This window comes from Streptomyces sp. NRRL WC-3605 (assembly GCF_001509795.1).
GTDB lineage: Bacteria > Actinomycetota > Actinomycetes > Streptomycetales > Streptomycetaceae > Streptomyces > Streptomyces viridochromogenes.
In genome coordinates this window covers 85,257-98,875 of sequence record NZ_LLZN01000067.1, presented here as the reverse complement: position 1 = coordinate 98,875, position 13,619 = coordinate 85,257, and the positions used below count along the sequence as shown (strand labels likewise).

Here is a 13,619-nt window from a genome sequence, read left to right as displayed (position 1 = left end):
CCCTCCGTCGTTCCGTCAGGAGCGGGTCACCGCGCCGAACGCAGCAGGGCGCGCAGGCTGTTGCCCGCCGCCGCCTTCTGCGCCGCCGGCTGCGGGGTGGGGTCGGGGAGCTTCTCGCATACCGCGTCGGCCACGCCCTTGCCGTGCGGGACCTTGCCGTTGGTGAGGTACGTCGCGAGGTGCTTGTCGAGGCAGGCGTTGCCGCTCAGCGTGATGCCGTGGTTGCCGCCGCCCTGCTCCACCACCAGGCTGGAGCCCTTCAGCAGCCGGTGCATGGTGACACCGCCCTGGTAGGGCGTGGCCGCGTCGTCCGTGGCCTGGAACAGCAGCACGGGCGGGAGCTTGCTGTTGGCGACGTTCACCGGCTTCAGCGTCTTCGTCGGCCAGAACGCGCACGGCGCGTTGTACCAGGCGTTGTTCCACGCCATGAACGGGGCCTTCTCGTGCACCGCCCAGGTGTCCTTGCGCCACTGCTTCCAGTCGCGCGGCCAGGAGGCGTCACGGCACTGCACGGCCGCGTAGACGCTGTAGCCGTTGTCACCGGAGGCGTCGATCGCCGCGATGTTGTCGTACGCCGTGACCAGCGCCGCCGAGTCGTGGTCGTTGACGTACGCCGCGAACGTCTTGGCGAGCGTGGGCCAGTACCCGTTGTAGTAGCCGCCCGGTATGAAGATGTCCTCCAGCTCGGAGGCGCCCACCTTGCCGCCGGCCGGCTTCTTGGCCACGGCCGCCCGCATGGCGTACCACTTGGCCTCGATCCTCTTCGCGTTCGTGCCGAGCCTGTACGTGGAGTCGTACTTGGCGATCCACGCCATGAAGGCCTTGTGGCGCTTGTCGAAGGCGTAGTCCTGCTGGATGTTGTCCTCGTACCAGACGCCGGTCGGGTCGACGATCGAGTCCAGCACCAGGCGCCGCACCCGCTCGGGGAACAGCTTGGCGTAGACGGCGCCGAGGTAGGTGCCGTACGAGTAGCCGAAGTAGTTGATCTTCGACGCGCCGAGGCCCTTGCGGATCGCGTCCATGTCCTTCACGGCGCTGACCGTGTCGATGTACGGCAGGACGGCCGCGTACTTCGTGCCGCACGCCTTGGCGAAGGCCTTGGCACGCGCCACGTTGGCCTTCTCCAGCGCCGGGGTGCTCGGCACCGCGTCGGGGCGCACCGGGTCGAAGTGGCCCGGCTTGCAGTCCAGGGCGGGCTCGCTCTCGCCCACGCCGCGCGGGTCGAAGCCGATGACGTCGTACTGGGCGGCGACGTCCTTGGGCAGGGAGGAGGCGACGAACTCGGCCAGCCCCAGGCCGCTTCCACCGGGGCCTCCGGGGTTGACGAGCAGCGGGCCCTGGGACGTGCGCGCGGTGTGCGGCACGCGGGAGAGAGCCAGCTTGATCTGCTTCCCGTGCGGCTTCGCGTAGTCGAGCGGCACCTTGATCGATCCGCACTGGAGCGTCGGGGTGTCGTCCGTCCCGCACTTCTTCCAGGTGACCTTCGCCGCGGCGGTGGCCAGGGCGGTGTTCGCGGAGTGCGACGCGCTGGCGTTGGCGGGGACGGCGGTGAGCGTCCCGGCCAGGACGACCGTGGCGCCGCACAGTACGGCTGCGCTTCTTCTCATGGAATCTCTCGCAACGGTGAGGGGACAGACCCGCGAGTGACGCGGGCCGTCCGGCATCGTCGCGGAAGTGCGCACCGCTTATGTGCGAATTCGCGCAAGACTTGACCAAATCGAGGCACAGTCAGGTCTCAAGAACCCCTCAGAAACGGGGAGTTCCAGCCATAGCCGGACAGACCGCCGGCCCTGGCCTCACGCCCGCCGGAACAGCCTCCGCAGCGCGAAGAGCACCACCAGGACCGCCACCACGGCCACCGCGCCGACCTTGAGGGTGCCGTCCGTACCGCCGTCACCGTCCGAGGAGGCCGAACTGCCCCCGGACGACGACCCGTCGGAGCCGCCGTCCCCCGGCGCGTCCTTCGCCACCACCGTGCTGTTCAGGCCCTCGCTGCCCAGCATGATCCTGCTTCCGTCGGGCGAGTACGACACGGACTCCCCCTGCCCGAGCGGCACGCTGACCCGCTCCAGGCGCTTGAGCTTCCCGCCGTTCCAGTCGTAGGCGAGACCCCCGAAGTAGCCGCGTACGACGAGCCTCCTGCCGTCCGGGGAGAAGGCGGCGTCGGTGGCCCACAGATCGACGGGCGTGGTCGGCTCGAAGACGTTCGCGCCGGACGGGGAGAGCTTCGCCGGCCCCTCGTAGAGGTGCCCGCCGTCCTCCTGCTTGTCGATGATGTAGACGCGCCCGGTCTTCGGGTGCACCACCATCGACTCGGCGTCGCGGGGGCCGTCGGAGTACTTCACGACGTACTGCGTGGCGTGGACCGCCTGGTCCTTCAGCACCTTCGGCTCGGGCAGCCTGTAGACCCACACGTAGGGCCACTCCACACCGTCGTTGTCGCCGATGTCGCCGACGTACAGCTGGTTGTCGGGGCCCATGGAGATCGCCTCCACGTCCCGCGGGGTGCCCACGCCGGTCATCGTGATCCGGGCGACCGTCTTTCCGGTGGCGCTGTCGACGGCATACAGGTAGGCACCGGTGTCCTGATCGTTGTGCGTCCAGTAGACGCCCTTGTGCTGCCGGGAGGCGGCCAGGCCGCTGGACTCGGTGATCCGCGGGTCCTTGATCGTGAAGTCCTCGTTCCCGGCTCCGTCGGCGGCGGACGCGGGCAGCGTCAGCGCACCGGTGAGCAGGACCCCGGCGAGTATGGCGAGCGGTCGGCGCATGCCCCAAGCCTGCCATCCCGCCCGGGGGTTCCGAGCCGGGGTCCGCGGGGCCCGTCCCGGACGGGGTACCGCGTGGCGGGCTTCACACCCCGCCGGCTCCTCGCGCCCCCCGGAGATCGTCCATCATGAGCGGATGCTCAGGTTCATGCCCGTCGGCGACTCGATGACCATCGGCAGCGCCGGCGAACACACATGGCGCTACCGCATGTGGCAGCACCTGCGGGACACCTACGGCGGCCCCTTCGCCCTCGTCGGCCCGCGCGAGACGCTGTACGACAAGGCCATGGAGGCCCCGAGCTCGTACGAGTACGCCGACCCCGGCTTCCCCCGCGCCCATCTGGCCGGCTGGGGCGAGGGCTGGCAGCACATGGCCCCCCTGATCGCCGACGCGGTCCGCGCGCACCGGGCCGACGTGCTCCTCGTCTCGCTGGGCCTGATCGACCTGGGCTTCTACACGAACGCCGAGCAGACGGCCGAGAACGTGCGGGCCTTCGTCGCCGAGGCCCGGAGGGCCAACCCGCGCGTGCGGATCGTCGTGCTGCCGGTGATCCCGAACGTCCGGGCCACGAACGACGCCCCCTTCGCCGCGCAGGTCACCCGCTTCAACGAACTCCTGGCGAAGGCGGTCGCCGACCTCGACGAGCCCCGCTCCCCCCTGCTGCTGGCGTCCCCGCCGCCGTCGTACGCCATCGACCTGGACACGTACGACGGCACCCACCCGAACGCGAGCGGCGAGCACAAGATCGCCGCCGCCTTCGCGGACGCGATGCACCAGGCGTGGGACCTGGGCGAGCCGTACGACGGCCCGCTCTGACCTGCTCCCTCGTGTGAGCTTCGTCTCCGTGCCGCCGTCACCGTGCGTATCGTTGTACAGCGCGGGTGCACCTGACCGTGGAGCAGCCGGGGAGGAGCGCCACGATGACCGTCCTCGAAGACAGGATCGCGATGGCCGACGCCGACGCCAACAACCTGAGCCTGGACGAGTGGTTCGAGCGGCTCGAGCGTATGCCCGTCCCCGAGGGTTACCGGGTCGAGATCGTCGGGGGCAACGTCTACATGACACCGCAGCGGAGCACGCACTGGGGCATCATCCGCCGAATCGTGCGGGCCCTCGAGGACAGGTTCGGCATGGACGCCGCCGTGTTCTCAGACGTGCGTATCGATTTCCCGGGCCACGACAACGGCTTCTGCCCTGACGTCGCCCTGCTCAAGGATGTGGCCGAGGAGGACGACAGGGGCCACTGGCGATACCAGGACGTCGAGTTCGTCGCCGAGGTCATCTCCCAGGGGACCGCCGCCAACGACTACGGCCCCAAGCGTCTCGCCTACGCCGAGGCCGAGGTCCCCGTGTACCTGATCGCCGATCCGTACCAGGGGCGCTGTCACGTCCACACCGACCCCAAGGACGGCGACTACACGACCTGCACCCGGGTCGATTTCGGCACCGACGTCGACCTGACCGGCACGGTCGTCGACCTGGTCCTCGTCACCGAGGACTTCCCCCGCGACTGATCCCCTTGCCTGGAGCGCACTCCAAGCCGTTGGCTAGGTGGTCATGAAGTACACGCAGCTCGGACGCACGGGACTCAAGGTCAGCCGACTCGTCCTCGGCACGATGAACTTCGGACCGCAGACCGACGAGGCCGACAGCCACGCGATCATGGACGCGGCGCTGGACGCCGGCATCAACTTCTTCGACACCGCCAATGTCTACGGGTGGGGCGAGAACAAGGGCCGCACCGAGGAGATCATCGGCAACTGGTTCGCCCAGGGCGGCGACCGGCGCGACAAGGTCGTCCTCGCCACCAAGGTGTACGGCAACATGGGCGCCGACGGCGAGGCCTGGCCCAACCACGACAAGCTCTCCGCACTGAACATCCGGCGCGCGGTCGACGCCAGCCTGAAGCGGCTCCAGACCGACCACATCGACGTCTACCAGTTCCACCACATCGACCGGGACACCCCGTTCGACGAGATCTGGCAGGCGATCGACGTGCTGGTCCAGCAGGGCAAGATCCTCTACGTCGGGTCCTCCAACTTCCCCGGCTACAAGATCGCCCAGGCCAACGAGACCGCCGCGCGGCGCGGCGGCACCATCGGCCTGGTCAGCGAGCAGTGCCTCTACAACCTCTACGAGCGCCGCGCCGAGATGGAGGTGATCCCCGCCGCGCAGGACTACGGCCTCGGGGTCATCCCCTGGTCGCCGCTGCACGGCGGACTGCTGGGCGGGGTGCTGAAGAAGCAGGCCGAGGGCGGGCGCCGGGCGTCCGGGCGGGCGGCGGACACCCTCGCCGACCCGGCGGCACGCGCCCGTCTCCAGTCCTACGAGGACCTGCTCGACAAGCACGGTCTGGAGCCCGGCGAGGTCGCCCTGGCCTGGTTGCTGACCCGGCCCGGCGTCACGGGCCCGATCGTCGGCCCCCGCACGGCCGGTCAGCTGGAGTCGGCGCTGCGGGCCGTGGACCTGGAGCTCGGCCAGGAGCTGCTGGACGGGCTGGACGAGGTGTTCCCGGGTCCGGGGCCGTCACCGGAGGCGTTCGCCTGGTAGGGCGCCTCAGGCGCCCGGGGGCGGCGTGCGGGCGTCAGCGTCCGAGCGCCGCCGCCAGGGCCACGAGGACGAACATCAGCACGAGCGCACCGGCCATGATCCGGTTACGGGTTTTCGGGTCCACGCCATCGAGGTTAACCGGCGCCGCCGAACGGCCGGCGGGCGACCACCTCGTAGCGGGGCTGCTCGCCCGGCACGCCGGAGGTGGGCAGGTGGCTGCGGACGAGCGCCAGCTCCGTCACCGTCCAGGTGCGGCCGGCGAACTCCGCGAGGGCGGTCACATACGGCCGGGTGTCCACGGCGGTACGGCTGCGGGCCAGCGTCAGATGGGCCTTGTACCGGCGGTGCTCCCCCATCGGGACGCCCGCCTTCGCGGCGGCCGCCTCACAGCGCCCGGCCAGCACCCGCAGGGCGGGCACATCGCCCCGCGCGCCCGTCCACAGGGCCCGTCCGTGCCCGAACTGGCCCCCTCCGCGCAACGCCAGCGGGAAGGGGGCGGTCCGGTGCGCGGCGCGCTCCAGGCGGGCGGACAGGTCGGGGAGGAGCGCGTCGTCGACCTCGCCGTAGAAGGCGAGGGTGAGGTGCCAGCCGGGCCGGTCGGTCCAGCGCAGCCGGTCGGCGCCGGGCAGGCCGCGCAGGGCGGTGACCTCGGTGTCCAGTTCCCGTACCACGTCGTCCGGCGGCAGCACGGCGGCGAAGAGTCTCATGGGGAGAGTCTCGCCGCCGTGCCCGGTTCCGTCCCGGGAACTCAGGCGGCCGTCGCCAGCCGCTCCCGCTCGCGCGGCACGAACCGCACCTTCGGGTGCCCGTGGCACCAGCCGACCGCGAGGCGCAGTCCGCCGAGGCGGGCCAGGACCAGGGCGACCGCGACGGCCGCGGCGGCGGTGACGGCGCCGCCCGACGCGAGGCCGGCCCGGACGCCGTACGCGTCCGTGACCCAGCCGGCGATCGGCGCTCCGATGGGGGCGCCGCCCATGAAGACCATCATGTAGAGGGCCATCACCCGGCCGCGCATGCTCGGGTCGGTGCCCATCTGGATGCTGCTGTTGGCCGTGACGTTGACCGTCATGCCGAACATGCCGATGGGCACCATGAGCACGGCGAAGAGCCACATCGAGGGGGCGACGGCCGCCACGATCTCCATCGTGCCGAAGGCCACGGCCCCGGCGATCAGCACCCGCATCCGGGCCGTGCCGCGCCGGGCGGCGAGCAGCGCGCCGGCGAGGGAGCCGACGGCCATCAGGGTGTTGAAGAGGCTGTACGAGCCGGCGCCCGCGTCGAAGACGTCGTCGGCGAAGGCGGACAGGAAGACCGGGAAGTTGAAGCCGAAGGTGCTGACGAACCCGGCGAGGACGATGGTCCAGATCAGGTCCGGGCGCCCGGCGACGTACTGGAGGCCCTCGCGCAGCTGTCCCTTGCGGCGCGGCGCCCGTTCGACGACGTGCAGCTCGCGGGCCCGCATCAGGAGCAGGCCGGTGATGGGCGCGACGAAGGAGAGGCCGTTGGCGAGGAACGCCCAGCCGGTGCCGACGCCGGTGATCATCAGGCCGGCCACGGCGGGCCCGACGAGCCGGGCGGACTGGAAGTTCGCGGAGTTGAGGCTGACGGCGTTCTGGAGCTGGCCGGGGCCGACCATCTCGGAGACGAACGACTGCCGGGCCGGGTTGTCGAGGACGGTCGCGAGGCCGACGAAGAGGGCGGCCAGGTAGACGTGCCAGACCTGGACGTGTCCGGTGAGGGTGAGGGCGGCCAGCGCGATGCCGGTGAGGGCCATCGCGGACTGCGTGACGATCAGCGTGGGGCGCTTGGGCAGCCGGTCGACGAGGACGCCGCCGTACAGCCCGAGCAGCAGCATGGGCAGGAACTGCAGGGCCGTGGTGATGCCGACGGCGGTGGCGGAGCCGGTGAGGCTGAGCACCAGCCAGTCCTGGGCGATGCGCTGCATCCAGGTCCCGGTGTTGGAGACGGCCTGGCCGAGGAAGAACAGCCGGTAGTTCCGGATCCTGAGCGAGCTGAACATCGTGGAGCGGCGCTCGGGGACGGGCGGGGAGTCGTGGGTGGTCGGTGCGGGGGCGGAGTCTGCTCCGGGTCCCGAACTCAAAAGTGGTCGCCTCCTTGGTGATTGCTTACAGGTGCGCGAGCTTCTCCAGCACGGGGGCGGCGGCGCGCAGGGCCGCCCACTCCTCCTCGTCGAGGCCCTCGACGAGGGTGGCCAGGAAGGCGTTCCGCTTGGTGCGGCTCTCGGCGAGCATCGTCTCGGCCTGCTCGGTCTTCGAGACGACCTTCTGGCGCCGGTCCTCCGGGTGCGGCTCCAGCCGGACCAGGCCCTTGGCCTCCAGCAGGGCGACGATGCGGGTCATCGACGGCGGCTGGACGTGCTCCTTGCGGGCCAGCTCACCGGGGGTGGCGCTGCCGCAGAGGGAGAGGGTGCCGAGCACCGACATCTCGGTGGGGCTCAGCGACTCGTCGACCCGCTGGTGCTTGAGCCGGCGGGAGAGGCGCATGACCGCGGAGCGCAGGGAGTTCACGGCGGCAGCGTCGTCGCCATGGGTGAGGTCCGACATGTTCATTAGCGTAACTCATTACTCTGGCTAAATACCACTCGGGATGACATGCGCCCCCCGTGACTCCCGCCACGTCATCCTGCCGTCACTCATATGGGTGATCCATCGGCGGAACGTGACACGTCGCACCGGAAGGTGCCGCGACCCTCGTGTGCATGGGGACCAGCGTGCTCAGCCTGCGGATGGACCACGAGCTGCTCGACCGGCTGCGCGAGCATGCCGCGAAAAGAGGAATGAGCGTCCAGGACTATGTCGTCCGGACGCTCATCCGCGATGACTTCGACGAGCGGTTCAAGACCGCCGTCGAGGAGACCGAGAAGTTCTACGGCGTCACGTGAGGCCCAGCGCCGGCATCAGGTAGTAGAAGCCGAAGACCGCCGCCACCACGTACATCGCGGCCGGGACCTCCCGGCCGCGTCCGGCGGCCAGCCGCAGGACCGCGAAGGTGATGAAGCCCATGCCGATGCCGTTGGTGATCGAGTAGGTGAACGGCATCATCACCATCGTCACGAAGGCCGGGATCGCGATCGTGTAGTCGGCCCAGTCGATCTCCTTGACGGAGTTCGCGAGGATCAGGAAGCCCACCGCGAGCAGGGCCGGGGTGGCCGCCTGGGACGGCACCATCGTGGCGATCGGCGTGAGGAACAGCGCGACCCCGAACAGACCGCCGGTGACGACGTTGGCCAGGCCCGTCCGGGCACCCTCGCCGACGCCGGCCGTGGACTCCACGAACGCCGTCGTGGCCGAGGAGGAGCTGGCGCCGCCCGCGGCGACGGCGAGGCCGTCGACGAACAGCACCTTGTTGATGCCCGGCATCTGGCCGCGGGCGTCGGTCAGCTTCGCCTCGTCGCTGACGCCCATGATCGTGCCCATGGCGTCGAAGAAGCAGGACAGCAGGACGGTGAAGACGAACAGGATTCCGGTCAGCACGCCGACCTTGCCGAACCCGCCGAACAGGCTGACCTCGCCGATCAGGCCGAAGTCGGGGCTGGCGACCGGGTTGCCGGGCCACTTCGGGGTGGTGAGACCCCAGGACGGCACCTTCGCGACGGCCTCGATGACGACGGCGACCACGGTCATCGCGACGATCGAGATGAGGATCGCGCCGGGCACCTTGCGGACGATGAGCGCAAGGGTGAGCAGCGCGCCGAGCACGAAGACCAGCACGGGCCAGCCGTTGAGGTGCCCGCCGGTGCCGAGCTGGAGCGGGACCGTGGTCTGGGCGACGTCCGGGATACGGGTGACGAAGCCGGAGTCGACCAGGCCGATCAGCATGATGAACAGGCCGATACCGATGGCGATGGCCTTGCGCAGACCGAACGGCACGGCGTTCATGACGCGCTCGCGCAGACCGGTGGCGACGAGCAGCATGACCACGAAACCGGCCAGGACCACCATGCCCATCGCGTCGGGCCAGGACATGCGCGGGGCGAGCTGGAGGGCGACGACGGAGTTCACACCGAGGCCGGCGGCGAGCGCGATCGGCACGTTGCCGATGACGCCCATCAGCAGGGTGCTGAAGGCGGCGGTGAGGGCGGTCGCGGTGACCAGCTGGCCGTTGTCCAGCTGATGCCCGTACATGTCCTTCGCGCTGCCCAGGATGATCGGGTTCAGCACGACGATGTACGCCATCGCGAAGAAGGTGGCGAGACCGCCGCGGATCTCGCGCGGCAGGGAGCTGCCGCGTTCGGAGATCTTGAAGAAGCGGTCGAGTGCGCCGTAGGTGGGCCCGGCTCCCGGCTGTTCAGGGGTGGGGGCCTTGGCAGGAGCCGAGGTGGACATGCTTTTGGTGTTTCCTACGAAGAGAAGTGGTCAGATTCAAACCGTTTCAGTATGAACATATAAAGGCCGGAAGAGCCATCTCCGCGCGTAGACCTGATCACCTCGTAAGCTGTGACGCATGGCGAAGTGGACCCCCAAGCACGAGGCGCCGGAGCCCCTGGAGGGCCCCGTCGTCGCGACCATCACCGGCGGCACCATCATCTGGTTCGTCCTCTTCGTCGTGCAGCTGCCGTTCTACGGCTGGTTCGACGACCACGGGCACACCTGGTGGGTGTGGACCTGCCTGGCCGGCGGCGGCCTCGGCCTCATCGGCATCTGGTACGTCCGCAGGCGCGACGCGGCCATCAGGCGGGCGGCGGCGGAGCAGGAGACCTCCGGCACCCGCGCCGGGCAGCCCGCAGCCCCCTCCGCCGAATAGCGGCCGTACACCCCTGGTACGACCCCGCTCCTCCCCCGGTCGGAACTTCCGCGCACTCGGCGGGTGAACTCCCGGCTCCGCACGTACCGTCGAAGGCATGACGCATGCCGACGCGGGCACCGATGTCAACCACACCGTGCACAGCGCCTCCGTCACCGTCGCGGCGAGCGGACTCACCGCGGCCCAGGTGGCCGAACGGGTCGCGCGGGGAGACGTCAACGACGTACCGGTGCGCAGCAGCCGGTCGATGGCCGAGATCGTCCGCGCCAACGTCTTCACCCGCTTCAACGCGATCATCGGCGTGCTCTGGCTGATCATGCTGTTCGTCGCGCCGATCCAGGACAGCCTGTTCGGGTTCGTCATCATCGCCAACACCGGTATCGGGATCGTCCAGGAGTGGCGGGCCAAGAAGACCCTGGACTCGCTCGCGGTGATCGGCGAGACACGGCCCACGGTGCGCCGGGACGGGGTGGCCGGCGAGATCGCGACCGCCGAGATCGTCCTCGACGACCTGGTGGAGATCGGGCCCGGGGACAAGGCCGTCGTGGACGGGGTGTGCGTCGAGGCCGACGGGCTGGAGATCGACGAGTCGCTGCTCACCGGCGAGGCGGACCCGGTGGTCAAACGGCCCGGCGACCCGGTCCTGTCCGGCAGCTTCGTCGTCGCCGGGGGCGGCGCCTTCCAGGCCACCAAGGTCGGGCGTGAGGCGTACGCCGCCCAGCTCGCCGAGGAGGCGTCCCGGTTCACCCTCGTCCACTCCGAGCTGCGCTCGGGCATCTCGACGATCCTCAAGTACGTGACCTGGATGATGGTCCCGGCCGCGATCGGCCTGATCATCACCCAGCTGTTCGTCAAGGAGAACGACCTCGACGACTCGATCGCCCGGACCGTCGGCGGCATCGTGCCGATGGTCCCGGAAGGGCTGGTGCTGCTCACCTCCGTCGCCTTCGCCATCGGCGTCGTCCGGCTGGGCCGCAAACAGTGCCTGGTGCAGGAGCTGCCCGCCATCGAGGGCCTGGCCCGCGTCGACACGGTCTGCCTCGACAAGACCGGCACACTCACCGAGGGCGGCATGGACGTCACCGCCCTGCGCACGCTCGACGGATTCGACGAGCCCTACGTCCGTACGGTCCTCGGCGCCCTCGGTGAGTCCGACCCCCGTCCCAACGCCTCGCTCAAGGCGGTCGTCGCCGCCTTCCCCGACGCGGAGGACTGGCGCTCCACCGCCGCCCTGCCGTTCTCCTCCGCCCGCAAGTACAGCGGCGCCACCTTCAGCGAGAGCGACGGGCAGTCCGGCACGTGGCTGCTGGGCGCGCCCGACGTGCTGCTCCCCGACGGGCACCCGGCGCTCGGTGAGACCGACCGGCTGAACGAGCAGGGCCTGCGGGTGCTGCTGCTCGCCCGCGCCGGCCGCGAGCTGCACGACCCCGACGTCGCGCAGGGCGCCGAACCGGCCGCCCTCGTCGTCCTGGAGCAGCGGCTGCGGCCCGACGCCGCCGACACCCTGCGCTACTTCGCCGAGCAGGACGTCAAGGCCAAGGTGATCTCCGGGGACAACGCGGTCTCGGTGGGCGCGGTCGCGTCCAAGCTGGGGCTGGCCGGTACGACCGTCGACGCGCGCCGGCTGCCCCGGGAGCGGGACGAGATGGCGGGCGCCATCGAGGACGCCACCGTCTTCGGGCGGGTCACCCCGCAGCAGAAGCGGGACATGGTGGGGGCGCTCCAGTCGCGCGGGCACACCGTCGCGATGACCGGCGACGGCGTGAACGACGTGCTGGCGCTGAAGGACGCCGACATCGGGGTGGCGATGGGCTCGGGGTCGGAGGCGACCCGGGCCGTCGCGCAGATCGTGCTGCTGGACAACAGCTTCGCGTCGCTGCCGTCGGTGGTGGCCGAGGGGCGGCGGGTGATCGGCAACATCACCCGCGTGGCGACCCTGTTCCTGGTCAAGACGGTCTACTCGGTGCTGCTGGCGCTGCTGGTGGTGTTCTGGCAGGTGGAGTACCCCTTCCTGCCACGCCATCTGACCCTGCTGTCCACGCTCACCATCGGGGTCCCCGCCTTCTTCCTGGCCCTCGCGCCGAACCGGGAGCGGGCGCAGCCCCACTTCGTGCGGCGGGTCATGCGCTACGCGCTCCCGGGCGGTGTGGTGGCGGGGGTGGCGACGTTCGCGACGTATCTGATCGCCCGCCACCACTACACGGGGCCGGACAGTCTCCCCGCGGAGACCAGCGCGGCCACGCTGACGCTGTTCCTGATCTCGATCTGGGTGCTGGCGATCATCGCCCGCCCGTACACGTGGTGGCGGATCGCGCTGGTCGCCGCGATGGGCTTCGCGTTCCTGCTGGTGCTGGTCGTGCCCTGGCTGCAGGAGTTCTTCGCGCTGCGGCTGGTGGGGATGACACTGCCGTGGGTCGCGGTCGGCATCGCGGCGGTGGCGGCGGCCGCCCTGGAGTTCCTGTGGAAGTGGGTCGACCGCCGGGTCCCGTGCTGAGCCGCGGGGTGTGTGCCTAGCGCACGTCGACGTAGTCGCCCGCGGCGGTGGCGGCCGGCGTGGTGCTGGTGCCCGCGAAGGTGTAGCGGAAGTACCCGTCCACGGTGGCGGTGACGGTGGCCTTCAGCTCGCCCGTCCCGTTGGTGGTGACGGTCTTCACCGTGGTGTAGGTGCTGCTGTTCTTCTTGCGGAACTGCAGCTTCACGGGCTGAACGGTGTAGCCGTGGTACTTGTTGTCCTCCCAGTTGGCCCGGGAGAGCTTGCCGCTGACCGTGATGGTCTTGCCCTTCTTCACCGGCTCCGGCGAGGCGTTCACCGTCTGCTTGGAGTAGCGCTGCAGGAGCGTGGTGCCCAGGTCGCCCTGGCTCTTGTAGCCGACCTTGGTGATGTCGAAGAGCTCGGCGTCCGGGTCCTCGCCGTTGAAGGCGGTGGCCTCCGCCGACGCCTTCCAGCTGCCCGCGTCGGAGTTGATCAGCTCGCTCTGGGCCGGGTAGACGTCGATGGTGCCCTTGCAGGTGGCCGTCGTCGCGGAGGTGGCCGTGCAGGTGGCGGGCTTGTTGCCGTAGAGCCGGTTCTCCGGGGCGGTGAAGGAGCCCTTGTAGAGGATCGGGTCGGTGACGAAGTCGTCGGCCTTGATGTCGACGTCCGCGCCGTGGGTCAGCGTGTAACTGACGTTTGTCGCGACGTGGTTGGTGGTGCCCACCTGGACCGTCTTGGCGATCTTGAAGTTGGAGAAGGAGACGTTCAGGGCGTACGGCCTGCCCTCGGCGGCCGCGGCGCGGCCGGTGGCGGCGATGGCGGCCCGGCGGACCTTCGCCACGTCCGCGCGGTCCACGGAGGAGCCGTCGGCCTGCGCGGCCGGGACGGCGAGGGCGGAGAGGGCCAGGGCGCCGGAGACGGCGGCCACGGTGGCTCTGATGCGCATGCGTTCCCCTGGTACGGAAAGGGGCCCCGCTGGTCGTGACGGGGCCCGGGTGATCGGGGGCCTGTTGACCCATGTGATCAGATACGCGCCCGCCGGTGCCGGTTGTCTCACCGGCGGGCC

The 13,619-nt window shown here is 70.3% G+C and carries 13 protein-coding genes; 6 read left to right on the top strand and 7 right to left on the bottom strand.

The genetic code is table 11. The features are described 5' to 3' along the window. Positions 1-26 precede the first annotated feature (26 nt). Together ADL34_RS22495 and ADL34_RS22490 are read right to left on the bottom strand one after the other, a co-directional pair. Positions 27-1,607, bottom strand: coding sequence for an alpha/beta hydrolase (locus tag ADL34_RS22495; protein WP_062669001.1), 1,581 nt, complete (start codon positions 1,605-1,607; stop codon positions 27-29). 189 nt (positions 1,608-1,796) lie between these two features. Further along, positions 1,797-2,768, bottom strand: a complete 972-nt coding sequence (locus ADL34_RS22490; protein ID WP_062669002.1) for a WD40 repeat domain-containing protein — start codon at positions 2,766-2,768, stop codon at positions 1,797-1,799. Positions 2,769-2,901: 133 nt separating this feature from the next. Here ADL34_RS22490 and ADL34_RS22485 point away from each other — a divergent pair, with 133 nt between their 5' ends. The 3 genes from ADL34_RS22485 (at position 2,902) to ADL34_RS22475 (ending at position 5,316) form a co-directional block, all read left to right on the top strand. Continuing rightward, positions 2,902-3,582 (top strand): SGNH/GDSL hydrolase family protein, encoded by a 681-nt coding sequence (locus ADL34_RS22485; protein WP_062669003.1) that lies wholly within the window; start codon positions 2,902-2,904, stop codon positions 3,580-3,582. A gap of 104 nt (positions 3,583-3,686) precedes the next feature. Then, a complete protein-coding gene (locus ADL34_RS22480) occupies positions 3,687-4,280 on the top strand; it encodes a Uma2 family endonuclease (RefSeq protein WP_062669004.1) in 594 nt (197 codons plus the stop codon). 43 nt (positions 4,281-4,323) lie between these two features. Next, positions 4,324-5,316, top strand: a complete 993-nt coding sequence (locus ADL34_RS22475; protein WP_062669005.1) for an aldo/keto reductase — start codon at positions 4,324-4,326, stop codon at positions 5,314-5,316. Between the two features lie 134 nt (positions 5,317-5,450). On the opposite strand, the gene thpR is transcribed toward ADL34_RS22475, so the two are convergent. The 3 genes from thpR to ADL34_RS22460 are packed head-to-tail and all read right to left on the bottom strand — an operon-like array spanning position 5,451 to position 7,880. Beyond that, complete coding sequence (gene thpR / locus ADL34_RS22470; RefSeq protein WP_062669006.1) at positions 5,451-6,023, bottom strand: RNA 2',3'-cyclic phosphodiesterase; 573 nt, start codon at positions 6,021-6,023, stop codon at positions 5,451-5,453. Between the two features lie 41 nt (positions 6,024-6,064). After that, on the bottom strand, positions 6,065-7,417 hold the full coding sequence (locus ADL34_RS22465; protein WP_107115657.1) for an MFS transporter: 1,353 nt from the start codon (positions 7,415-7,417) through the stop codon (positions 6,065-6,067). A gap of 25 nt (positions 7,418-7,442) precedes the next feature. Further along, entirely contained in the window at positions 7,443-7,880 is a 438-nt protein-coding gene (locus tag ADL34_RS22460) for a MarR family winged helix-turn-helix transcriptional regulator (RefSeq protein ID WP_062669098.1), read from the bottom strand. A 155-nt stretch (positions 7,881-8,035) separates the two neighbouring features. Between ADL34_RS22460 and ADL34_RS22455 the strand changes: the two genes are divergently transcribed. Further along, a complete protein-coding gene (locus ADL34_RS22455; RefSeq protein ID WP_062669099.1) occupies positions 8,036-8,218 on the top strand; it encodes a ribbon-helix-helix protein, CopG family in 183 nt (60 codons plus the stop codon). On the opposite strand, the gene ADL34_RS22450 is transcribed toward ADL34_RS22455, so the two are convergent. After that, on the bottom strand, positions 8,211-9,662 hold the full coding sequence (locus ADL34_RS22450) for an NCS2 family permease (RefSeq protein ID WP_062669008.1): 1,452 nt from the start codon (positions 9,660-9,662) through the stop codon (positions 8,211-8,213). The genes ADL34_RS22455 and ADL34_RS22450 overlap by 8 nt on opposite strands. A 118-nt stretch (positions 9,663-9,780) precedes the next feature. On the opposite strand from ADL34_RS22450, the gene ADL34_RS22445 reads away from it, so the two are divergent. Together ADL34_RS22445 and ADL34_RS22440 are read left to right on the top strand one after the other, a co-directional pair. After that, a complete protein-coding gene (locus ADL34_RS22445) occupies positions 9,781-10,080 on the top strand; it encodes a DUF2530 domain-containing protein (protein ID WP_062669009.1) in 300 nt (99 codons plus the stop codon). A gap of 97 nt (positions 10,081-10,177) precedes the next feature. Further along, entirely contained in the window at positions 10,178-12,574 is a 2,397-nt protein-coding gene (locus ADL34_RS22440) for a cation-translocating P-type ATPase (protein ID WP_062669010.1), read from the top strand. A 16-nt stretch (positions 12,575-12,590) separates the two neighbouring features. Here ADL34_RS22440 and ADL34_RS22435 read toward each other — a convergent pair whose 3' ends face one another. Next, entirely contained in the window at positions 12,591-13,499 is a 909-nt protein-coding gene (locus tag ADL34_RS22435) for a hypothetical protein (RefSeq protein ID WP_062669011.1), read from the bottom strand. Positions 13,500-13,619 lie beyond the last annotated feature (120 nt).